Below are 22,137 nucleotides of genomic sequence, written 5' to 3' on the forward strand. Positions count from 1 at the left end.
CGCCTAATCTCTTGGTCTAGGTAAGGCTGGACCTGCGAGGGGAATGCAACGTCCCGTGACGCCGGAGTGTCGGAAGGACACCGGTTGCAGCGGGCGCCGGCACATCTGGGATAGGAAAACAGTGTCCCGATCGTGGATTGCCCTCGATCGCGCTCAAATAAAATGCATTATCTGCCGCCTTGGAGACGTTGCAATCGTGCCAAGACGGTCTCGAATGAGGAGAAATCGACAAAATGATGGAAATTCGCCTCATGCTCGCGAAAGGGCCACGTTGACATGCCGGCTCGATAATGCATTATGCATTTCATGTTAATCACTGAAGCCCAAGGCAAGGCGCTCCTTCGCGCCGCCGCTATCGCCACACCGTCCAGCCAGGAGTTGCGCTCTCTCGACGAGGCGCGGGCCTGTCGCATCAATCTTCCCGCCGCCGTGAAGGCCCAGGTCGCCGCCGGCGGTCGGGGCAAGGCGGGTGGAATCCGCAAGGCGAGTTCCGCGTCCGAGCTCGAAGCGGCATTCGGCGCGATCATGGGGATGCGGTTCGCCGGCGAGGCTCCGTCGTCCGTGCTGGTCGAGACATGGCTCGACATCGAGCGCGAGCTCTATCTCGCCGTGGCGATCGACAGCCGTGTCGGTGGCTTCAACGTGCTCTATTCGCCGCGCGGCGGCGTCAATATCGAGGACGGACCGCCGCCGCTGAGCTATCCGGTCGGGCTCGCCCGCAACTTCCGCGCCCATGCTTTCCGCGCGCTTCTCGAACCGGTCGAGAGTGACGCCAAGGTGCGCGAACGCGTGATTTCCACTGCGCGGCGGCTGCTCGACATCGCGCAGGCGAATGAGTGCATGACGGTCGAGATCAATCCGCTGGTCGTTGCCAGGGGCGGCTCGTTGATCGCCGCGGACGCCAAGATCGTTCTCGACGAGGCGGCGGCCTTCCGCAAAACGGCCACGGCTGCCGCCATCGCCGCGTCCCGCGACAAGGCCGAGCGCGAGATCAGGCTGTGCGAAGAGGCCAATCTGATGCTGGTCTGGCTCGACGGTGAGATCGGCCTGATCTCGGGCGGCGCCGGCATGACGATGGCCGCGATGGATGCGATCGACGGCGCCGGCGCGCAGCCGGCGTGCTTCCTCGACGTGAGCGGCAATCCGACGCCTTCGGGCTTCGGGCTTGCCTTCGATCTCCTGGACCGCGCACCGAACGTGAAGGGTATCCTGGTCAGCATGTTCGGCGGTGGGCTGCACACCGATCGTGTGGCCAAAACTCTCGTCGAGCTTCTCGCGAAGCGGGCGTCGGCGAAACCGGTGACGCTACGGCTGAATGGCACGCGCAGCGATCTTGCCACGACCATCCTCCGCGAAGCCGGCCGTCAGAACCACGCGACGCTGGAAACGGCGGTCGCCGATATCGTGAAGAGAGTTGCGGGAGCGCGGTCATGAGCATTCTTCTCGATGCCGATACGCGCGTGCTGATCGTCGGCATCACCGGCAAGTTCGGAACGTTTTCGGTCAAGGACCTCGCGCAGAGCCATACCAGGGTCGTTGCCGGCGTAGCGCCGGGGCGCGGCGGCCAGACCATCGAGGGCGCTCCGGTCTTCTCCAGCGTCGCGGCCGCGATGAAGGAAACGCACGCCAATGCGGCGCTGGTCTATGTTCCGGCCGTCGTCGCGCTCGATGCGGTGCTGGAGACCATCGAGGCCGGCTGCCCGCTGATCGCCTATCCCGGCGACGGCCTGCCGGTGCTGGATGCGATGGAAATGCGCGCGGCTGCACTCGATCATGGTGCTCATCTGGTCGGACCGAACTCACCCGGCCTGATCTCGCCCGGAAAGGCCAAGCTCGGCTTCATGCCCTCTTTCTGCTACGCCCCCGGACCGATCGGCGTCATCTCGCGGAGCGGATCGCTTTCCTACGAAGCCTGCTTCCGCCTGTCATCGGCCGGCCTTGGCCAGACCAGTGTCATCGGTATCGGCGGCGATCCCGTGCGCGGCGTCAATGCAGCGGAAGCGATTGCGCTGTTCCACGACGATCCGGAGACGCGCGCCATCATCTATCTCGGCGAGATCGGCGGGTCGGAAGAATATGCGCTCGCCGAATATGCAAAGCGGCCTGACGCGAAACCGTCGGCGGCCCTCCTGGTCGGCCGGACCGCGCCTGCCGGGAAGAAGATGGGACACGCCGCCGCAATGATCGGCTCCTACGCCGAGAGCTGGGCCGCCAAGGTCGAGGCGCTCGATCGCGCCGGTGTCGTGATCGCGCGAGATCTCGATGGCCTTGCCTCCGCCGCCGCATCAGCGCTGGCCCGCGCCATGAAACCCGCAGCTTAACAATCGTCAACTCGTAGAGGGATTGGAGACGAAAATGTCAGACGTCATGGAAAAAGAGGTCGGTCACGCGCCGGCGGAAGGAAAGATCACGGACGAGGCGATCGCGCAGGCGCGGGGCATGATCGGCCTCCAGCTTCGTCCCGAGGGGCCGTATCTCCAGGACGCGACCGAAGACACGATCCGCAACTTCTGCAACGGCATCGGCGATCTCAATCCGCTCTATCGCGACGCTGAGCACGGACGTCAGAGCCGCTACGGCACGAATGTCGCTCATCCGATGTTTCCGATGGCATTCGGCTGGATCGGCCGCACCCGCTGGGGCCTTCCGGGCGTGCACGGCTTCTACGCCGGCAACGACTGGGAGCTGTTCCGCCACATCCGTCCGGGCGATCGCATCACCGCGATCGAGCGCGTGGTCGGCATCGAGGAGAAGGAGAGCAAGTTCTCCGGCCGGCTCGTGCTGCAATATGTCGAGGCAACCTATTCCAACCAGCGCGGCGAGATGGTGGCTCGCGCGCTCGGCACCTGTACGCGCCACGAGCGCAAGGCCGCGCGTGATGCCGGCAAGTACAAGGACGTCAAGCCTTACGAATATACGGCCGATGAATTCGCGGCGCTCGACGAGGCCATCCTGAAGGAGGACGAGCGGATCCGCGGCGCCACGATGCGCTACTTCGAGGACGTCAATGAAGGCGACGAACTGCCGCCGATCGTGCGCGGTCCGCTCTCGCTGATGGACACGATGGGCTTCCTGGTCGGCTGCGGCCGCGGCCACACCCACGGCATCGTGCTGAAATCGGCGGTCAAGCATCCCGGCCACTTCTTCCGCAATCCGGAAGCGGGCGGCGGCATCGAATATACCGGGATCGGGCATCATCGCGAGTCGGTTGCGAAGGAGGTCGGCGTACCCGGCACCTACGACTACGGTCCGCAGCGCTCGTCCTGGCTCGCGAGCCTCGTCAGCAACTGGATGGGCGATGCCGCCTTCCTTAAGCGCGTGCGGACCGAGATGCGCCGCTTCAACACCATGGGCGATTCCACCTGGTGCCGGGGCAAGGTCACCCGGAAGTACGTCAAGGACGGCTTTGCGCTGGTCGATATCGACATCCGCGGCGAGAACCAGCGCGGTGAACTGACTACGCCCGGCCTTGCCACCGTGATGCTGCCGTCGCGCGACGTGAAGAACCGTGTGTTCTTCGACGGCTCGTCGCTCGAGCTGGAACTGCCGACGATCCGCTAGAGTCTGCCTGGGCCAAGAGCCGGAGCGTGGTGCCTTCGCATCACGCTCCGGGACTGCCAATCAAGAACAACAAGGGGAAGCGTTGCCATGATTGACGAGGCTGCTGCGCCTCCGTTGGTGGGAGTGATCGCCGTCGAAATCTCGCGCGGCGTTGCGGCGAGCCATGCCGGCCGGCTTCTCTCTTCCCTCGGCGCCGAGACCATTCTCGTCGAGCCGCTGGAAGGCAACCCTCTTCGCCGCGAGCCGCCGTTCCTTCCGCCGGCCAATGAGGCCAGCGCGCTGTTCGCCTTCCTTGCAGCGGGCAAGAAGAGTGTCACGTGCGATATTGAGACGCCGGCCGGTCGGGCAGGGCTGTCAGCGCTGCTGGGGGCCGCGGATGTCTTCATCCATGACCTTCGCCCCGACGAACGCGCGAGCCTTGAGCTCGACGAGCAGGCCTTGAGGGCACACTACCCGAAACTGGTCGATGTCTCGGTGCTGCCCTTCGGCGCGGTCGGGCCGAAGGCCGGCTGGCAGGCCGAGGAGATCAACCTGATTCACGCATCGGGCGAAGGCTTCCTTTTGCCCAATGGCCTCGCCGCCGAGCTTTTTCCTGATCGTCCGCCGTTGAAGGTCTATGGTCATTTCGCCGAATATCAGGGCGGCGTGGTCGCCGCGCTCGGCGCGCTGTCAGCGTTGATCGGCCGCGCGCAGGGCGAAGCCGAAAGCGTCGACGTCTCCGTGCAGGATGCGACGCTGGCCGTGGGCGCATTCGCGCTGCAGCGTTTTGGCGACGGCTCGCTGGAGCACCGCCGGACGCGCTCCTTCAAATATGGCGGCGTGCTCGAATGCGCCGACGGCTACGTCGAGCTGTTGACGCTCGAGGAGCGGCAGTGGCGCGGCCTGGTCGAACTGATGGGACGTCCCGATTGGATGTTCGACGCCGCGCTTTCGGACGCGCTGGAGCGCAGCCGCCGCGGCGCGGAGATCAACCGCGCCATTCGCGCCTGGGCGCTCGAACAGCAGACAGCCGATGTCGTCGCGCGGGCCCAGGCGCTGGGCGTTCCGATGGCGAAATATGCCAGTCCCGCCGAGGTGCTGTCGGGCCCGCATGAGCGCGCGCGGGACTTGTTTCAACCCGTCGAGATTCCCGGCGCAGGTCGCTTGCCGGTGTTGTCGGAACCGTTCCATGTCGACGGTGCGGCGCTGCCACTGAAAGCGGGGCCGCCGCGGCTCGGCGAACATCAGCACATGCTCGCGGCAAGACGCCGCCGCGACCAAGCCACTGTTGCCGCGGAGGCCTCATGAAGTCGCTTGCCGGAGTTCGCATCGCCGATTTCACGCTGCACGCGGCGGGGCCGTTCTGCACGCATATCCTGTCGCAACTCGGCGCTGAGTGCATCAAGGTCGAGAGTTCGGCGCGTCCGGACATTTTCCGCAAGCCGCATCCGGTCTATGGCCGGATGGGGCCCGCGAGCTTCGATCAGGTCGCGTCCAACAAGCTCTCGGTGCGCATCAATCTGAAGGACACGAAGGGCATCGCACTGGCCAAGAAGCTCGTCGGCGTGAGCGATCTCGTCTGCGAGAGCTTTCGGCCTGGCGTGATGGAGCGGCTCGGCCTCGGCTATGCGGCGCTGGCCGCGTTGAAGCCCTCCGTCGTGATGGTGTCCGTCTCGTCGTCCGGCCAGAGCGGGCCGGATTCGCATTTTGCCGGCTACGCACCGCTGTTCGGCGCCTGGGGCGCGCTCGGCTATCTTACCGGCTACGAAGACGGACCGCCGGTCGAGATGCGGCACGTGATGGATCACAGTGTCGGCATGAACGCGGCAATGGCCGCGGTGGCTGCGGTGTATCGGCTCCGCCGCACCGGGCGCGGCGGACATGTCGATGTGAGCGCGCGCGAGGTTGCCTGCTCGTTGGTCGGCGAGGCGCTGCTGTTCGCCGCCGCCGGCGGAAGCCCGGCGCGGATCGGCAATGATCATCTGCGCATGGCGCCGCACGGCGTGTTCAGGACCCGCGAGGAGGATCGCTGGCTGACCATCGCGGTCCGCACCGACGACGAATGGCGGACCCTGGTGAAGCTGATCGATGCGCCGCATCTCTTGACCGATCCGCGGTTTCAGGCCGCTGCGAGCCGGCACAAGCACCGGCAGGCGCTGCACGGTGAAATCGAACATTGGACCATGACGCGCGAGGCTGGTGAAGCCGAGCGACGACTCCAGGCCGCCGGGATCGCGGCACATGTCTCCTGCAACATGGAAGACATCGCGAACGACCGGCATCTGCGTGACCGCGGGACCGTCGTCGAAGTCCAGGATAGCACCGGCCGCCAGCGTGCCGCGCTGAAGGCGCCGATCCGCTTCTCGAAGTCCGACGTCGGCATGGCGCGCGGCACGCCCCGCCTCGGCGAGGATGAGGACTACGTGTTCGGCGAGCTGCTCGGCTTGAGCCGCGAGGAACGCCAGAGCCTGATGGATCAGCAGGTGATTTACTGACCGCTTCAAGTGGAGTTGCCATCATGAGCGAGAGCGCAGCAGGAGAGGACTGGCAGGCCTGGGTCGGTCGCAAGGAGACGATCCGCGAGCGGATCGCGCCGGATCGCGTTGCCGCACTCGGCGCCACGCTCGGTCTTGAAGGAAACTATGCGGCCGGCGCTGCCTTGCCGCCGGGATGGCACTGGATCTTCTTCAACCGCTTCGTGCCGCGACACGAGCTTGGAACAGACGGACATCCCCGGCGCGGTGGATTCCTGCCGCCGGTGTCGCTGCCGCGCCGCATGTGGGCCGGCGGGCGGCTCACCTACCACAAGCCGTTGACCATCGGCGGCGAAGGGGTGCGCGAGAGCACCATTCTGAAGGTCGAAGCCAAATCCGGCCGCGCGGGCAGGCTGGTGTTCGTGACCGTCAGCCATAGCGTTGCCTGCGACGGTACGACGTGCCTCACCGAGGAGCAGGACATCGTCTATCGCGAGGCGGCAGCACCGGGATCGTCTGCGCCTACGGCCACTCCGGCTCCACAGGATGCGACGTGGTCGGAAGAGTTTCATCCCGACACCGTGCTCCTGTTCCGCTATTCCTCGCTGACGTCGAACGGGCATCGCATCCACTACGATCAGGCCTACGCGCAATCGGAGGAGAACTATCCGGATCTCGTCGTGCACGGGCCTCTGACGGCAACGCTGCTGCAAGGCTTTGCGGAGAGGCGGGCAGGCAAGCCGCTCAAGTCGTTCGAGTTCAGGGGCGTCTCGCCGCTGTTCGTGAGCTCACCGTTCAGGCTTGAAGGCAGGGGCGATGGGCGCGCGCTCGACCTCTGGGCCAGCGGGCCGAGCGGCGGGCTCGCGATGCGCGCAGCCGCAGAGGTCTGAGGACACGCAATCGGGACTAGGAACAAGAAAAAAATACAGGGGAGGGCCAAGCGATGAGATCGGCGCACCTGTCTGTTGTCCCGGCGCAAAGTTGCGACGCGCAGTGCGCGCCCGCGGTCGAGCTTCGCGGCGTCGGAAAGACCTTCACCTCGCGAAGCGGCCGGGTCGACGTTCTGAGCGGCTTGAATTTTACGCTTGGGAGCGGCGAGTTTCTCGCCATCGTCGGCCCGAGCGGCTCGGGTAAGTCGACGGTGCTGAACCTGCTTGCCGGCCTCGATCGGCCGACCTTGGGCACGGTCTTGTGCCAGGGCGAGCCGGTTGCGACGGTCAACACCGGGATCGGCTATCTCACCCAGCATGACAGCCTGCTGCCGTGGCGGACGGTGGAGCAGAACATCGCTGTCCCCCTGGAGCTGCGTAACGTCGACCGCATGGAGATCGCCGCACGCGTTCGCGACCTGATCGCGCAGGTCGGCCTCGAAGGCTTTGAACGCCACTATCCAAGCCAGCTCTCTGGCGGCATGCGCAAGCGAGCGATGTTGGCCCGCACGCTGATCTACGACCCGCCGGTGCTCCTGATGGACGAGCCATTCGGACCGCTCGACGCCCAGCTCAAGCTGGTACTGCAGGCCGAGCTTCTGAAACTGTGGTCGGCGCGGCGCAAGACGGTGGTGTTCGTAACCCACGATATTGTCGAAGCGATCACTCTCGCCGATCGTGTTCTGGTCTTCTCGCCGCGCCCCTGCCAAATCAGGCTCGACGAGCTCATTGCCATTCCGCGGCCACGCGAGGTGCACGAAGTGCGCTTCCATCCTTCGTTCGAAGAGCATTATCGGCGGCTATGGGCCGCCCTCGAACCGCCGGCGAGGCGATCATCATGAGCACACAGGCGCTGTCCGAAACGCGAGCCGAACCTGTGCTCGGCCCGTCCGGCCGTGTGTGGCTGTATCGCACGGTCTTCGTGGTTGCGATGCTGACGGCCTGGCAGGCCGCGTCCGGAACGCTGCTCGATCCGTTCTGGGTGAGCAGCCCGGCGGCCGTGTTCAAAACGCTGGTCGCATGGACCGCGAGCGGCCAGCTCGCCTATCACCTGCTCATCACGTTCAAGGAAACCTTCGTCGGCTTCGTGCTGGGCGCGACCGCTGGCGTCCTGTTTCGCGCTGTTGGTTGGTGCGAGCGACACTCTGCATCGCACCGTCGATCCATTCGTCACGGCCGTGTACGGCGTGCCCAAGGTCGCGCTCGCACCGCTCTTCATCATGTGGTTCGGCATCGGGCTTGCGCCGAAGATCGTGCTCGCCGCGATCAGCGTCTTCTTCCTGGTATTCTTCTCGACCCTGCGCGGTGTGCGCGAGGTTGACCTGAAGATGGTCGATGCGCTCCGGACCATGGGCGCAGGCAGGTTCGCGGTCCAGCGCATGGTGATCTTTCCCTCCGCGCTGCCGTGGCTGTTCACGGGATTGAAGCTCGGTTTGCCTTACGGCTTCGTTGGCGCGGTCGCGGCCGAGATGATGGCCTCCAATGCAGGCATCGGCTACCTCACGCAGAATTCCGCAGGCCAGCTCGACACTGCTGGAGTCTTCGCCGCGCTATTTGCGCTGATGGTCGTCACCACCCTCCTGAATGAGGCGCTCGGGCGACTGGAGAGCTGGATTTTCCGCTGGCGCTGAGGAGACCTGGCCGAAACAAAAACAAGGGAGGACATCATGATCACGCGTCGGACGATGTTGGGCGGTATTGCCGCGGGAGCGCTGGTCGGCTCGGCCGAGCCAAGCCTGTCGCAAGGCGCCGGCGGCAAGCNCCGGTAACGATCGCGATCGGCGGCTATACATTCGCCTATCTGCCATTGCTCGTGGCAACGGCAGCCGGCTTCATGAAGGACACAGGCCTCGATGTCTCCCTGATCGATACCGGCAGCGGCACCAACAGTATGGCGGCGATCCTCGGCGGCAGCGTCGACGTTGCCGGTCTCGTGATGAGCGACGTGATCCTTGCGGTCGCCAAGGGCCAGAAGATCAACGCCTTCGCGCCGCTGATGTCGCAATATGCGAGCGACGCCGTGATCAGCAGAAAGACCGCCGAGAAGATCGGCCTTGCGGCGGACATGCCGTTGAAGGAGCGCATGGCCCGCATGAAGGGGCTGACGCTTGCCATTTCCGGCCGCGGCCGCGGCACCGACAAGATCTGGCGCTATCTGCTGTCGCTCGGCGGACTCGATCCCGAGAAGGACGTGAGCCTGACGGTGGTCAAGCTCGACAAGATGTATCTGGCGCTGCGCTCCGGCCAGATCGACGGCTTCAACACCACGGCGCCCGCGAACAACCAGGCGGTGGAAGACGGCCTTGCGGTATGGGCGGCGCGCCCGTCGCACGGCGAAGTGCCGGGCATCGAGAACTTCCTCTATACCGTGTTGTGCGGAAGGCCGGATTTCCTCGACAGAAATCCAGACGTCATCGCATCGCTCGTCCGCGGCATGACCAAGGCGTCAGAGTTGATCCGTAACGATCCCGACGCCGCCGGGCAGTTCCTGCATAATCGGTATTTCCAGCAGACCGGCCTCGAGCTGATCAAGCACACCGTGTCGGATCAGCGCATGACCGTCTCGGTGCCGCCGACGCTGTCCGAGCAACAGTTCGCGCACAACATGGAGTTCGAGCTGAGGTTCAGCGACGCTGTGCGCGGCGTCACCTATCAACAGGCGATCAATCCGCGCTGGCTTGGGGCGTAGTTTCTTCGCCTCTCCCCGCTGCGGGGAGAGGCCGGAACGCGCGCGAAGCGCGGATTCCGGGTGAGGCGGAGCTCCGCATATCGAACTGTCACCGTTTTCGCGGAGGCAGCCTCTCACCCTAACCCTCTCCCCGCGAAGAGCGGGAAGACGGAGAGGATAGCTCACGCAAAGCTCACATCCGCGCTGTTCCTGATTGCGGCAAATCGGCCGAGGCAGCGCAGGGCGCTTTCGTGCTCGTCGGTCGTGCCGCCGGCGCAGCAGTCTTCCAGCACCGTGCAGGCATAGTCGCGGTCGTGGGCTTCGCGCGCGCCGGTGTGCACCACGCCGTTGGTGGAGACGCCGCACAGGAACAGATCAGTCACGCCATGGGCGCGCAGGATCGGCTCCAGCGAGGTGCCGTAGAACGGGCTCACCCGGTGCTTGACGATGTCGAATTCGCCCGCTTCCGGCGTGAGCTCGGGATGCACCTCCGTGCCCCAGGTGCCGAGCTTGAACATGCCGGCGCCGCGGGCGCGGGAGAAGATCGGCGAGTTGGGCGGGCATTCCCGGTAATCGGGCGAAAATCCGACGCGGACATAGCCGATCAGCACGCCGGCCGCGCGCGCTTTCGCGATCACCGCCTTGGTGCGGCCAAGCACGTCGCGCTCCTTCATCTGCGGGACGTAGGTCTTCGCCCCGCCGCCGTTCTCGTGGACGAGGTCGTTCAGCATGTCCATGACGAGCAGCATTGGCTTCATAGCGTCTCCTTCTCAGAGCTCTTCGATTTGACGGAATTCTCGGTCCTCGCCGGCAGGCTGTTGCGCAGCTCGTTCCAGCCAGTTTCGATGTGTTGCCGCATCGTCAGCATCGCGCCTGCGGCGTCGCCTTCGATCACGTTCTTCAGGAGCTCGCTGTGTTCCTTGGCGGCGCGCACCGCCCGGCCGCCGATGCGGTTGATGACGTCGAACGGATACTGCGCCCACAGCACCTGCACGAAATGCAGCGTCTTCGGCAGCCGTGCGAAGTCATACATGCGCCGATGGAAGCGGTAGTTGATGCCGCGTGCGGCGGTGCTGTCGTTGGCCAGCGCCGCCTCCTCGAACTGCCGCGCCAGCTCGCGCAGCTCCGCGATCTCCTCGGCGGTGATGTTGCGCACGGCGCTTTCGACCAATTGGGTCTCGAGCGTGATCCGCAGCTTCAGGATCTCCGTGGATGCCTCGACGTCAAATGGCGCCACCGTGGCGCCACGATAGGAGTCGCTGGACAGATAGCCTTCAGCCTCGAGCAGCTTGAGCGCTTCGCGAACCGGCGTGATGCTGATCTTCAGCTCTTGGGCGATTTCCGTCTGCTTGAGCCGGGCGCCGCGCGGCAGCCGCCCCGAGATGATGCCCTCGCGGAGATAGTCAGCGACCTGCTCCTCTTTCGTTCGATATTCCATTGAATGCCGCCGCCCGTGACCGATTTGCCCGCGACTACCATAGACGCGCCCCACCAGGGAGGGTAGAAGTACAAACGATAATGCATTATGCATAATCGAGGCCAGTGCCAAATGTCCAGCTCTTTGTCCCGCTCCTTCCTGTTCGTCCCCGCCAACCGGCCCGAACGCTTCGACAAGGCCGCGGCATCCGGCGCCCATCAGATCATCCTCGATCTCGAGGACGCGGTGGCTCCAGCCGACAAGGAGGCGGCTCGCGGCTTTGTCGCGCAGTGGAGGAGGCGCACGGATGCGATCGTGCGCGTGAACGGCGCGGATACCGGCTTCTTTGCCGCCGACATGGCGATGGTCCGCAGTGCCGGTGTGACGAAAGTGATGTTGCCGAAGGCCGAGCCCGCGGCGCTCGATCGCCTCGCGGGAGCCTTGGACCGGCCGTGCCAGGTCATCGCGCTGATTGAAACGGTCAAGGGCTATGCGGAGCTCCGGAACATCGGCAAGAGCGGGCTGGTCTCGCGTTTCGCCTTCGGCAATCTCGACTTCGGTATCGATGCCGGCGTGACTGAGACCGCCGGCGAGCTCGATCCGGTCCGCTTGCAAATCGTCCTGGAGTCGCGACTCGCCGGATTGGCGCCGCCGATCGACGGCGTAACCACGTCCTGGGCGGATCCGGCAGCCTTCAGCGCCGCTGTCGGCCGGGCCAAGGCGCTCGGCTTCGGCGCCAAGCTCTGCATCCATCCGGCCCAGGTCGGGCTCGTCAACGATGCCTTCCGGCCGACCGCGGAGGAGCTCGACTGGGCGCGCCGCGTGATGGAAGCTGCCGATAGCGGACGCGGCGGGGCGGTGGCGCTGGATGGCAAGATGATCGATGCTCCGGTCATCCGTCGCGCCCAGCTCATCTTGGCGGGCATCGAGACATAATGCATAATGCATTTTTTCTTGACCGACCGAGCGCCTCCCGCTAAAGATCGACGAAGAAAAACAGATATCGCGGGGAGGGCTTATGAAAAGGCGTGACTTTCTAAAACTCTCGGGCGCCGCCGCGCTCGCATCGGCCTATCCCGGCTCATCGCTCCTCGCCGACGAGATCGGCGTCGATGCCGCCGCCAAGACCATCACCATCGGCGGCTTCACCCCGGTCACCGGGCCCGTTCCGTTCTATGCCATCCTCACCCACGCCGCGGACGCCTATTTCAAGAGCGTCAACCAAGCCGGCGGCATCAAGGGCTGGAAGATCAACTATGTGACGCTCGACGACGGCTACGATCCCGCGCGCAGCGTCGCCGCGGTTCGCCGCCTCGTCGAGGACAACCACATCTTCGCGCTCGTTGCCGCAGTGGGCACCGCGACCAACGTCGCCGTCATTCCCTTCGCCAAGGAAAACGGCCTTGCGATGATCGGTCCGATCGGCGGCGCCAGCGCCTTCTTCGCCGAGCCGAACATCTTTCCGCTGCTGCCCGATTACGGCTGGTCGGCGGCATCGAATGCCGAGTTCGCTGTCAATGATCTGAAGCTGAAGAAGATCGCGCTCTTGTGGGAGAACGACGAGCTCGGCCGTTCGGCCAAGCGCGGCTTCGATCTCTTCATGGAGACGAACAAGCTCACCCCTGCGGAGTCGGTTCCGTTCGAGGTGAAGACCACCGATTTCACGCCGCACATCCGCCGCGTCGCCAATTCGCAAGCCGAGGCGGCAATCCTGTTCGGCTCCAATGCCAACCTCGCGGCCGCGCTGAAGGCGGCCGACCGTCAGGGCGTCAAGCTCACCTGGTTTGCGCCCTTCTTCACCGCCGATCCCGCGACCTACAAGCTGACCGGCGATCTCCTGAATGGCGTATACTTCTCCTCCTGGCTGCTTCCGGTCGACAGCCAGGAGCCCGAGATCAAGGCCTATCGCGAGGCCGTGACGAAATACTATCCGAACGATCCGGTCGGCGTGTTCGGCCTCAACGGCTGGAGCAATGCCGCGCTGTTCGGCAGCATTTTTGCTGCGCTGGTCGACAGCGGCAAGCCGATCACGCGCGCCAACCTGATCGAGGCGGGCAACACGTTGAACAATGCTTCGGTTGGCGGCGCGCGCAAGGTGACCTTCACAGGTTCCGATCATCGCGGCACGCGCCAGGAAGCGATCCTGCAAGCGCAGGGCTCCTTCGTGATGGTGCGCGACTTCAAGCCCTATCCGGCGGTGGCCTTCGACGCCAAGCCGGCCTGAGCCGATCCCTTCAGCGGGTGATCGCAAGCGCGCTCGTCCGCTGCTCGTCTTAACTGCCAAAAAGCCTACCAAGAAAAGCAAGGAAATCTCGACATGGCTGGATCGCCCTTGAGCGGCCCCTCGCGTCTCGACGGACAAACCGCCCTCATCACTGGAGCTGCCGGCGGCATCGGCCGTGCCGTGGTTGCGGCCTTCTGCGAAGCCGGTGCCGACGTCATCGCCACCGATATCGTCGCCGATGGCGGCAAGTTTCCCGCAAAGGCGAGCTATCGCCGCTGCGACGTGACCGATCGCGCGGCCGTCGAGAAGCTGATCGACGAAGAGCTGAAGGCGCGCGGCAAGATCGATATCCTCGTGCTCTGCGCCGGCACGATCGCCAACACGCCGCTGCCGTTGTCGACCGACGAGCAGTGGGAGAAGATCCTCGCCGTCAATCTGATGGGGACGGTCAATCCCGTCCGCAAGCTTTATCCCGTGATGGCCGAGCGCGGCTTCGGCAAGATCGTGGCGCTCGGCTCGATCGCCGCCAAGATCGGCGGTGTCGCTTCGGGCCCCGCTTACGTCGCGGCGAAATCCGCCGTGCACGGCCTGATGAAATGGGTCGCCAAGAACGGCGCCGGCAAGGGCGTCTACGCCAACATCATCGCGCCCGGTCCGGTCGAGACGCCGATGTGGGCCACCGTCACCGATCGCGCCGCGCCGTCGCCGAACGGGAATGTGCCGCTGGGGCGGTTCGGCCAACCCGAGGACATCGCGCAGAGCATTCTCTTCCTTTGCTCGCCGGCGTCGAACTGGATCACCGGAACGGTGCTCGACGTCAATGGCGGCATGTTGATGGATTGACGCCATGAGCGCAGCACAGATCATTGGCTTTATCGGGCTTGGCGTCATGGGCGGTCCGATGTGCCGGAACATCGCGAAGAAGCACGCAGGCCGCGTGCTGATGCTCGATCGCGATCCGGCGGCACTGGCCGAGCTCTCCGACACCAAGGCGGAAGCGGCAGTCTCGCTCGAAGGGCTCGCCGCCGCGGCCGACGTGATCTTCCTGTCGCTGCCGGGCGGCCCGCAGGTTGAAGCGGTTTCTGGGGCGATTGCAGAGGCGGCGCGGCCGGGGACGACGATCGTCGATCTCAGCACCACGCCGGTTGCGCTCGCGCGTAGCGTGTCCCATCGGCTGAAGGCGAGGAGCTTCCACTTCGCGGACGCGCCGGTGGCGCGCACGCGCGAGGCCGCGCAGCGCGGCGAACTCAGCATCATGGTAGGCGCCGAGGCGGACGTGTTCGCGCGGATCAAGCCGTTGCTCGACTATATCGGCTCCGACGTCACCCATTGCGGCGAGGTCGGTTGCGGCCAGGTCGTCAAGCTGATCAACAACGCCCTGGTGTTCGAGCACACGCTGGCGCTCGCCGAGATGATGGTGGTCGGCGAGCGTGCAGGCGTGAAGCCCGAGACGCTGCTCAGCGCAGTGTCGAAGGGGTCGGGCGACAGCTTCGTGCTGCGCAATCACGGCACCAAGGCGATGCTGCCGCGCAACTTTCCGGAAAAGGCGTTCCCGCCGGAATATGTGCTGAAGGACCTCGACTATGTGCTTCAGCTCGCCTCCGACACCGGTGTTCGTCCCGGCATCGCCGAGCTCGCGCGCCGCTACTACGACGCCGCATGCCGGCAGGGTCTGTCAGGCCGCTATTTCCCGGGTGTGATCGAGTTCATCGAGCAGGGCGGCGCGCCGGGCGAAGGGCAGGCGAAGGCGTGAGCGTGGCGGGATTCATCAGGGACATCCTGCCGCTGCTGTGGTCCGGCCTCATCTCCGGCTGCCTCTACGGCGTCGGCGCCCTTGGCCTCGTCATGGTGTTCAAGAGCTCGCGCGTCGTGAACTTCTCGCACGGCAATCTCGCCTGCCTCGGTGCCTTCGTGGTCTACGGTTTCTCCAGCGGCAGCCTGCTCAGCCTGTCCTGGGGCAGCGCGGTCGCGCTGGCGCTGGGCATCGCGGCCGCGATAGCGGTGATGAGCTACGCCCTGATCGCGCCGATCGTCTTCAAGTCCGATCTCGCCTCCACCATCGCAACCCTCGGCGTCGGGCTGATCCTGCAAGGCGCCGTGCAGCTCGTCTTCGGCGCCGACATCGTCAATCTCGACCTGCCGCTACCGCGCTTCAGCTTCAGCCTCGGCGCGATCCGCGTCTCCTCCTATGATCTCGCCGTCCTCGTCGTCACGCTCGCGATCGTCGGCGGGCTGTTCGTGATCATCGAGCGGACGAAGCTTGGCGTCGCCTTCCGCGCGGTGTCGACAAATCCGTTCGCCTGCGAGGTCTGCGGGCTCAACCTGCGCTCGGTGCACCTGTTCTCCTGGCTCGCCGGCGCCGTCCTCGGCCTCGTCGCCGCACTATTGATCGTGCCGACGACGTTCCTGAGCTCGACGACGGTGCCGTCCTTCATGCTGCAGGCGTTTACGGCGGCCGTGGTCGGCGGTTTCTCGAGCCTGCCGGGCGCTGCCGTCGGCGGCGTCCTTGTGGGCATCGCCATGAATCTCTTCTCGTTCTACGTCTCGCCGGAGTTCATGAACACGTTCCTGCTCGGCGTGATCCTGCTGACGCTGAACTTCTTCCCCAACGGGCTCCTGGAAAGGGCGATCGGTGGCCGTGTCTGATCTCGCGCACGCGTCCAAGACCGGCGTGTCCGCCCGCGGCGGTCACGTCGATATCGCGCGCCTGTCCGTTCTTGCGCTGGTCGTGGCGCTGTCGCTGCTTCCGCTCCTTGCCGGCGGCTTCCTGCTCTACAGCCTGTCGCTGTGCTTTGCCAACGCTCTGGCCGTGCTCTCGGTCAGCATGCTCGTGCGCTACGGCGGCGAGGTGTCGATCGGGCACAGCTTTTTCGTGGCGTTCGGCGCCTATGCGGTTGCAATCGTCGAGCACCGGCTCGGCCTGTCGATCGCCGCCAGCCTGCCGCTGGCGACGTTGCTCGGCGCCGCCGCCGGCTTCGTCTTTGCATTCCCCTCGCGGCGGCTGTCCGGAATCTATCTGGCAGTCGCAACCATGGCGCTCGCGCTGGCGCTGCCGGAGATCCTGATCGGCTTCGAGAAGTTCACAGGCGGCTTCGAAGGGCTCTATATCGCGCAGGACCTGATCCCCGGCATTCCGAAGGCGCTGCAGCGCTACTACGTCGCACTCGCAGTGCTCGGGCTCGTCTGCCTTGCGCTGGCGCATTTTCGCAGGTCTGCGCAGGGCCTGGCGCTGCTGATGGCGCAGGCGCAGCCGCGCGCGGCCGAAGCCATAGGGATCACGCGAAGCTGGGCGCGCGTCTCGATCTTCACGCTGAGCGCGGCGGTGGCCGCGCTCGCCGGCGCGCTCACGGGCTTTGCATCCTCAACCGTCTCGCCCAATAGCTTCACTTTCTTCAGCGGCGTGTTCCTGCTGGTCGGCTCAGTCGTCAGCCTCAATGGCCTGTCCTTGCCGGCAGCACTCGTCGGTGGCGCCTTCATCACGCTGGTGCCGACCTATCTCGCGCAAGCCGGCGACTGGGTTCCGATCCTCTACGGCGTTGCGCTCGTCGTCGTCACGCTCGTGGCGAATGCTGGCGATCTGCGCCGCTTCCTGCCGCGCGGGAGGGGTCGATGACGGTACCCGCCGGCAGCAACGGGCTCGTCGCGGAAGGCATTTCGCTTGCCTTCGGCGGGCTTCAAGTGCTCAACGATGTCTCGATGACGCTGCGGCCCGGCGTGATCACCGGCTTGATCGGGCCGAACGGCGCGGGCAAGACCAGCCTGTTCAATTGCCTCACCGGCCTCTACCACGGCCAGCGCGGCCGCAGCAGTTTTGCTGGCACGCCGCTGAACGGTCTCGGTCCCGCCCAGCGCGCCGCATGCGGCATCACCCGCAGCTTCCAGAACCTGGCGATGTGCCCGGACCTGTCGCTGCTGGAGAACGTCCTCGTTGGTCTCACCTTGAAGCGGCGATCCGGATGGTTCAGTGCCTTCGTGCCGACGCCGGCGCAGCGGGCCGAGCAGCGGGACGCCGAACGCCGCGCCATGGCTGCGTTGAACGAGCTCGGCATCGGCTCCGCCGCTCATGAAAAGCCGTCCGACCTGCCGCCGGGAACGTTGCGCCTCGCCGAGATTGCGCGCGCCATCACCAGCGAGCCCACGGCGATCCTGCTCGATGAGCCGGCCGCCGGTCTGAACGCGGTCGAGACGCGCGACCTGACGCGCGCCCTGAAGCGCCTGATGCGGTCCGACCTCGTGCTCCTCGTCGTCGAGCACGACATGGACCTCATCATGGAGCTCTGCGAGCACATCTATGTGCTGAACTTCGGCAGTATGATCGCGAGTGGCACGCCGGCCGAAATCCGCGCGCATCCGGACGTGATCCGTGTCTATCTCGGAGACGACGCCGATGCCTGAGCTGTTCTCCGCGCGCGGCCTCTCGGTCCGCTACGGTGCGGCGCGCGCCGTCGAAAACGTCGATCTTTCCGTGCCGGAGAAAGGCGTGGTGGCGCTCCTCGGCGCCAACGGCGCCGGCAAATCGTCGGTGCTCAAGGCTATCGCGGGCCTGGTGCCGGCGGAAGGCGAGATGCGCTTCGCCGGCGAAGACATAGGCGTGCTCGCCGCGCGGCAGCGTGTCCGGCGCGGCATCGTCTATGTCCCCGAGGGCCGTCAGATCGTCGGCTCGCTCACGGTCGCCGAAAATCTTCTGCTTGGCGGCTTCTTCCTCGATGCGCGCATGCAGCGGCAGCGGCGCGATCTCATGCTGGAACTGTTTCCGGAGATCGCGAACCGCTTGAAGTCGCCGGCCTGGATGCTGAGCGGCGGCGAGCAGCAGATGCTCGCGATTGGGCGCGGCCTGATGAGCGCGCCGCGGCTGCTTCTGCTCGACGAGCCATCGCTTGGGCTGGCGCCGCTGCTGATCCGGCGCGTGTTCGAGCGCCTCGTCACGATCAAGCAGGACACCGGGCTTGCGATCATGCTGGTCGAGCAGAATTTCCGGATGACGATAAAGGTAGCCGACGAACTCTATTTCGTCCGCAACGGCGCGATTGTGGGCCATCGCAGCGCGGCGGCTATTGCGACCGCGGCAAGCCGGGCCGAAGTCGTGGAAGCCTATCTCGGTGCGGGCCAGCCGGCACCGGCATGACGGAGTGACGACATGCGCCTCGAAGCCAGAGAGATTACGAACGGACTGGCCTTTCCCGAAGGGCCGATTGCGCTTGGCGACGGCAGCGTCATCGTCGTTGAGATCGAAGGCGGCCGGCTCACGCGGGTGCTGCCGGCGGGCCGGAAAGAGGTGATCGCGCATCTCGGCGGCGGTCCGAATGGCGCGGCGATCGGGCCGGACGGAAAATGCTACGTCTGCAACAATGGCGGCTTCTCCTGGCACAAGGACAGCCGCAACTATGCCCGTCCGACCGGCCGCGCCGAGGACTACACAACGGGCCGCATCGAGCAGGTCGACCTCGACACCGGCGCTGTCAAAACTCTCTACGACAGCTGCGGCGGCGTCCATCTGAAAGGGCCGAACGACATCGTCTTCGACGCCAACGGCGGCTTCTGGTTCACTGACCTCGGCAAGACCTATGGCCGCCTGATGGATCGCGGCGCGGTCTATTATGCGCGCACCGACGGCTCCATGATCCGGGAGGCGATCTTTCCGATCATGACGCCGAACGGCATCGGGCTGTCGCCGGATGGACGCACGCTCTACGTCTCCGAGACCGAGACCAGCCGGATCTGGAGCTATCCGATCACGGGCGAGGGCGAGGTTGCGAAGGAGCCGTGGCCTTCGCCCAATGGCGGCAGGCTGCTGCACGGCCTGCCCGGCTACCAGCGTTTCGATTCGCTCGCGGTGGAGGAGAACGGCAATATCTGCGTCGCGACGCTGGTGCGCGGCGGGATCAGCGTATTCTCGCCGGACGGTGATCTCGTGGAATTCCACGAGGCCGACGAGGTCTACTGCACCAACATCTGCTTTGGCGGCGCGGACATGCGCACCGCCTTCATCACGCTCTCCGGCACCGGTCGGCTGGTTGCGGTGGATTGGCCAAGGCCGGGGCTCGCGCTCAACGACCCCCGCACCGCGCGCCGGCGTCAGGCCTCTGCCTAGCCGCCGAGAATGCGCCGGCAGGCGTCGACAAAGACCTGTGCGCCGGTGACGATATCGGCGTCGGCGGTGTTTTCGGTCCAATGGTGGCTGATGCCGCCGATCGAGGGCACGAACAGCATGCCCGCGGGCATGATGGTTGCGAGCATCTGCGCATCGTGACCGGCGCCGCTCGGCATGCGGAGCGAGCGTCCGTCCGCAACGGCCTTGCTTGCCGCCTCGATCGCATCCTGGAAGCGGGAATCCATCATGGCGGGAGCGCCGGTGCGGATTCGCTCCACGGTCACGGTGCAGGGGCCCTTCGCGTTGACCTCGTCCGCCATCGTCCGCAGCAGTTCCTCCAGCCGCACGATCACGGCCGGGTTGTCGTCGCGGATCTGGAACAGCATTTCGGCGGCGCCCGGAATGATGCTCGGCGCACCCGGATCGAGCGTGATCCGGCCGGTCGTCCAGACCGTGCGCGGTCCGCACGCGGCCGGAAAACGCTCATCGATCGCCACGCAGAATTTTGCCAGCGCGAGGCCCGCATCCTTGCGCGCCACCATGCGGGTGGTGCCGGCGTGGTTCTGTTCGCCGGCGAAATCGATGCGGTATTGCCAGATGCCGACGATGGAGGTCACGACGCCGATCGCGAGGCGACCGCTTTCAAGCGTATCGCCTTGCTCGATATGCGCCTCCAGATATCCGACGTGCCGCCCCTTCTCGGCGGTGACGCGCGCGCGTCCGGCGAGACCCATGTCGCTGAGTGCCTCGCGCATCGTCCGGCCGCTGGTGCGATCGCGCGCGGCGTCGACGTCGGCCTCGGTCACCTGCCCGACATAGGAGCGCGAGCCGAGGAAATGACCGAAATGTCCTTCCTCATCGCACCAGGCGGCAACCTCGACCGCGCCTTTGAGCGAGGGATCGGAATTGAGCACGCGCGCGGCTTCAAGCGCATAGACGACGCCGAGCGGACCGTCGAGCCAGCCGGCGTAGTTCTGGCTTTCCAGATGCGATCCCGCAAGCAGCTTCGGCCCGACTCTTGCGCTGGTGCCGAAGACGTTGCCGATGCCGTCGATCGCTGCCGTGAGGCCCGCCTCGGGCAGCTTCTGCACCAGCCATTCCAGCGACTGCTTGTGCGGTTCGGAGAAGGTCGGCTTGTGCACGCCTGTCTTGTAGGCGCCGATGGCGCGCAACGCGTTGAGATCGGCGAGAACCCGCTCGCCATTGGCGCGCAACTGTGTGTCAGGCATGTTCGGCAACCTTCAACGCCTCGGTGCGGATTTCCTCGACCAGCCGCTCCTTCAGCCGGACGAATTCGGGCGTGGTCTTGATCTTGTAGGAGCGCGGATGCGGCAGGTCCACCGCAATCTCGGCCTTGATGCGCCCGGGACGCGCGCTCATGACGATGACGCGGCTGCCGAGAAAGATCGCCTCCTCGATGTCGTGCGTGACGAACAGCACGGTCTTCTGGTCGCGCTCCCAGATCCCGAGCAGCATCTCCTGCATCAGTGCGCGGGTCTGGTTGTCCAGCGCGCCGAAAGGCTCGTCGAGCAGCAGGATCTTTGGATCGTTGGCGAGCGCGCGGGCGATCGCCGTGCGCTGCTGCATGCCGCCGGAGAGTTGCTTCGGCCAGTGGTTCTCGAAGCCGGCGAGGCCAACTTGGCGGATGAATGCATCCGCGATCTTGTGGCGCTCTCCTTGCGGAACGCCACGCTCGCGCAGGCCGAAGGCGATGTTTTCGCGCACGGTCAGCCAAGGAAATAGCGTGTAGGACTGAAACACCATGCCGCGATCGGCGCCGGGGCCGGTCACCTCGCGCGCGTCGAGCGTAACACGCCCGCTGGTCGGGCGGTCGAGGCCGGCGACGATGCGAAGGAGTGTGGACTTGCCACAACCGGAAGGGCCGAGGATGGTGACGAAGTCGTTGTTGCCGATGATGAGGTCAGTCGGCTCCAGCGCCTTGGTCGGCGCGTTGCCGTGGCGCGCGGGAAAGGTTCGCGAGACCTGCTCGATCTTCAGCGTCGTCATGCGAGCTTCCACGGAAACAGCCAGGCGTTGAACGCCTTGAACAGGAAGTCGGAGATAAGGCCGATCAATCCGATCACGATGATGCCGAAGATGATCTGGCCGGTGTTAAGCAGTGCCTGGCTGTCGGTGATCATGTGGCCGATGCCGGAGGACGAGCCGATCAACTCGGCGACGATGACGTAAGTCCAGGCCCAGCCCAGCACCAGCCGCAGGATTTCGGCGATCTCGGGCGCGGAGGAGGGAAGCAGCACCCGGCGGATGATGCCGCGGTCGCCGGCCCCGAGCGTATAGGCCGCCTCGACCAGATCGCGCCGCGTGGCGCCCACGGTCACCGCGACCATCAGGATGACCTGGAACACCGAGCCGATGAAGATGACGAGCAGCTTTTGCAGTTCGCCAATGCCGGCCCACAGGATCAGGAGCGGAATGAAGGCGGAAGCGGGCAGGTAGCGCGCGAAGGAGACGAACGGTTCGAGGAACGCTTCGACCGGCTTGTAGGCGCCCATCAGCACGCCGAGCGGCACCGCGATGACCGCTGCCAGCGCAAAGCCGCCGACCACGCGCCAGATCGTCATGCCGATGTCGAACAGGAAGCCGTGCTGGGTCAGGAGATCAACACCTTCCTGCACCATCGTCAGCGGGTTGGCGAGAAAGGTTTTTGACACATGGCCGCCGAAAGTCGCCCAGGACCAGAGGGCAACGAACAGCACGAAGAACGCAAGGCCATAGGCCGCGCGCCGCTTCGATGTCACGGGATCCAGGGGACGCATCAAACGATCTATCCGGG

General features: G+C 65.5%; 23 protein-coding genes. 18 read left to right on the plus strand and 5 right to left on the minus strand.

Going from position 1 to position 22,137, the window contains the following annotated elements:
• Positions 1–297: 297 nt before the first annotated feature.
• From AYJ54_RS08840 to AYJ54_RS53925, 9 genes are all read left to right on the plus strand, one after another.
• The gene (locus AYJ54_RS08840; RefSeq protein WP_063698406.1) at positions 298–1,434 is read left to right on the plus strand and encodes an ATP-grasp domain-containing protein; all 1,137 of its coding nucleotides are present in this window, start codon (positions 298–300) and stop codon (positions 1,432–1,434) included.
• Complete coding sequence (locus tag AYJ54_RS08845) at positions 1,431–2,321, plus strand: succinate--CoA ligase subunit alpha (protein WP_063698408.1); 891 nt, start codon at positions 1,431–1,433, stop codon at positions 2,319–2,321. The genes AYJ54_RS08840 and AYJ54_RS08845 overlap by 4 nt, the downstream gene beginning before the upstream one ends.
• A 34-nt stretch (positions 2,322–2,355) precedes the next feature.
• Positions 2,356–3,561: an FAS1-like dehydratase domain-containing protein gene (locus tag AYJ54_RS08850; protein ID WP_063698410.1), complete on the plus strand. Its 1,206-nt coding sequence runs from the start codon at positions 2,356–2,358 to the stop codon at positions 3,559–3,561.
• A gap of 87 nt (positions 3,562–3,648) precedes the next feature.
• Entirely contained in the window at positions 3,649–4,848 is a 1,200-nt protein-coding gene (locus AYJ54_RS08855; RefSeq protein WP_063698412.1) for a CaiB/BaiF CoA transferase family protein, read from the plus strand.
• Entirely contained in the window at positions 4,845–6,035 is a 1,191-nt protein-coding gene (locus AYJ54_RS08860; protein ID WP_063698414.1) for a CaiB/BaiF CoA transferase family protein, read from the plus strand. The genes AYJ54_RS08855 and AYJ54_RS08860 overlap by 4 nt, the downstream gene beginning before the upstream one ends.
• Positions 6,036–6,058: 23 nt before the next feature.
• Entirely contained in the window at positions 6,059–6,904 is an 846-nt protein-coding gene (locus AYJ54_RS08865; protein WP_063698416.1) for an HTD2 family dehydratase, read from the plus strand.
• Between the two features lie 53 nt (positions 6,905–6,957).
• On the plus strand, positions 6,958–7,785 hold the full coding sequence (locus AYJ54_RS08870) for an ABC transporter ATP-binding protein (protein ID WP_082905557.1): 828 nt from the start codon (positions 6,958–6,960) through the stop codon (positions 7,783–7,785).
• A 282-nt stretch (positions 7,786–8,067) separates the two neighbouring features.
• Positions 8,068–8,574 (plus strand): ABC transporter permease, encoded by a 507-nt coding sequence (locus AYJ54_RS51220; protein WP_201724153.1) that lies wholly within the window; start codon positions 8,068–8,070, stop codon positions 8,572–8,574.
• Positions 8,575–8,750: 176 nt separating this feature from the next.
• Positions 8,751–9,632: an ABC transporter substrate-binding protein gene (locus tag AYJ54_RS53925; protein ID WP_430641421.1), complete on the plus strand. Its 882-nt coding sequence runs from the start codon at positions 8,751–8,753 to the stop codon at positions 9,630–9,632.
• Positions 9,633–9,793: 161 nt separating this feature from the next.
• Here the strand turns inward: AYJ54_RS53925 and AYJ54_RS08885 are convergent, their stop codons facing one another.
• Positions 9,794–10,369, minus strand: a complete 576-nt coding sequence (locus tag AYJ54_RS08885; protein WP_063698419.1) for a cysteine hydrolase family protein — start codon at positions 10,367–10,369, stop codon at positions 9,794–9,796.
• Positions 10,366–11,049 (minus strand): GntR family transcriptional regulator, encoded by a 684-nt coding sequence (locus tag AYJ54_RS08890; protein ID WP_063698421.1) that lies wholly within the window; start codon positions 11,047–11,049, stop codon positions 10,366–10,368. The genes AYJ54_RS08885 and AYJ54_RS08890 overlap by 4 nt, the downstream gene beginning before the upstream one ends.
• A 111-nt stretch (positions 11,050–11,160) precedes the next feature.
• Here AYJ54_RS08890 and AYJ54_RS08895 point away from each other — a divergent pair, with 111 nt between their 5' ends.
• The 9 genes from AYJ54_RS08895 to AYJ54_RS08935 all read left to right on the plus strand — a co-directional run bounded on the left by AYJ54_RS08895 (position 11,161) and on the right by AYJ54_RS08935 (position 19,343).
• Positions 11,161–11,964, plus strand: coding sequence for an HpcH/HpaI aldolase/citrate lyase family protein (locus AYJ54_RS08895; protein WP_063698423.1), 804 nt, complete (start codon positions 11,161–11,163; stop codon positions 11,962–11,964).
• Between the two features lie 82 nt (positions 11,965–12,046).
• Positions 12,047–13,252, plus strand: coding sequence for an ABC transporter substrate-binding protein (locus AYJ54_RS08900; protein WP_063698425.1), 1,206 nt, complete (start codon positions 12,047–12,049; stop codon positions 13,250–13,252).
• A gap of 93 nt (positions 13,253–13,345) precedes the next feature.
• Positions 13,346–14,095: an SDR family NAD(P)-dependent oxidoreductase gene (locus AYJ54_RS08905; protein ID WP_063698427.1), complete on the plus strand. Its 750-nt coding sequence runs from the start codon at positions 13,346–13,348 to the stop codon at positions 14,093–14,095.
• A gap of 4 nt (positions 14,096–14,099) precedes the next feature.
• A complete protein-coding gene (locus AYJ54_RS08910; protein ID WP_063698429.1) occupies positions 14,100–15,005 on the plus strand; it encodes an NAD(P)-dependent oxidoreductase in 906 nt (301 codons plus the stop codon).
• A gap of 2 nt (positions 15,006–15,007) precedes the next feature.
• The gene (locus AYJ54_RS08915) at positions 15,008–15,898 is read left to right on the plus strand and encodes a branched-chain amino acid ABC transporter permease (RefSeq protein ID WP_245328944.1); all 891 of its coding nucleotides are present in this window, start codon (positions 15,008–15,010) and stop codon (positions 15,896–15,898) included.
• Positions 15,891–16,865: a branched-chain amino acid ABC transporter permease gene (locus AYJ54_RS08920; protein ID WP_245328945.1), complete on the plus strand. Its 975-nt coding sequence runs from the start codon at positions 15,891–15,893 to the stop codon at positions 16,863–16,865. The genes AYJ54_RS08915 and AYJ54_RS08920 overlap by 8 nt, the downstream gene beginning before the upstream one ends.
• Positions 16,862–17,647 (plus strand): ABC transporter ATP-binding protein, encoded by a 786-nt coding sequence (locus AYJ54_RS08925; protein ID WP_063698434.1) that lies wholly within the window; start codon positions 16,862–16,864, stop codon positions 17,645–17,647. Before AYJ54_RS08920 ends, AYJ54_RS08925 begins: the two co-directional genes overlap by 4 nt.
• Positions 17,640–18,377, plus strand: a complete 738-nt coding sequence (locus tag AYJ54_RS08930; RefSeq protein ID WP_063698436.1) for an ABC transporter ATP-binding protein — start codon at positions 17,640–17,642, stop codon at positions 18,375–18,377. Before AYJ54_RS08925 ends, AYJ54_RS08930 begins: the two co-directional genes overlap by 8 nt.
• Before the next feature lie 12 nt (positions 18,378–18,389).
• Positions 18,390–19,343 carry an SMP-30/gluconolactonase/LRE family protein gene (locus AYJ54_RS08935; protein WP_063698438.1) on the plus strand — a complete coding sequence of 318 codons (954 nt, stop codon included), beginning with the start codon at positions 18,390–18,392 and terminating at the stop codon, positions 19,341–19,343.
• On the opposite strand, the gene AYJ54_RS08940 is transcribed toward AYJ54_RS08935, so the two are convergent.
• From AYJ54_RS08940 to AYJ54_RS08950, 3 genes are read right to left on the minus strand one after another with little or no spacing between them, the layout of a single operon-like run.
• Positions 19,340–20,572, minus strand: a complete 1,233-nt coding sequence (locus AYJ54_RS08940) for a Zn-dependent hydrolase (RefSeq protein WP_063698440.1) — start codon at positions 20,570–20,572, stop codon at positions 19,340–19,342. The two genes, AYJ54_RS08935 and AYJ54_RS08940, sit on opposite strands and share 4 nt — an antisense overlap.
• The gene (locus AYJ54_RS08945) at positions 20,565–21,350 is read right to left on the minus strand and encodes an ABC transporter ATP-binding protein (protein WP_063698442.1); all 786 of its coding nucleotides are present in this window, start codon (positions 21,348–21,350) and stop codon (positions 20,565–20,567) included. Before AYJ54_RS08945 ends, AYJ54_RS08940 begins: the two co-directional genes overlap by 8 nt.
• Positions 21,347–22,120, minus strand: coding sequence for an ABC transporter permease (locus AYJ54_RS08950; RefSeq protein ID WP_063698444.1), 774 nt, complete (start codon positions 22,118–22,120; stop codon positions 21,347–21,349). The genes AYJ54_RS08945 and AYJ54_RS08950 overlap by 4 nt, the downstream gene beginning before the upstream one ends.
• Positions 22,121–22,137: the final 17 nt, after the last annotated feature.

Origin of the sequence: Bradyrhizobium centrolobii (assembly GCF_001641635.1) — a bacterium.
Taxonomy (GTDB): domain Bacteria; phylum Pseudomonadota; class Alphaproteobacteria; order Rhizobiales; family Xanthobacteraceae; genus Bradyrhizobium; species Bradyrhizobium centrolobii.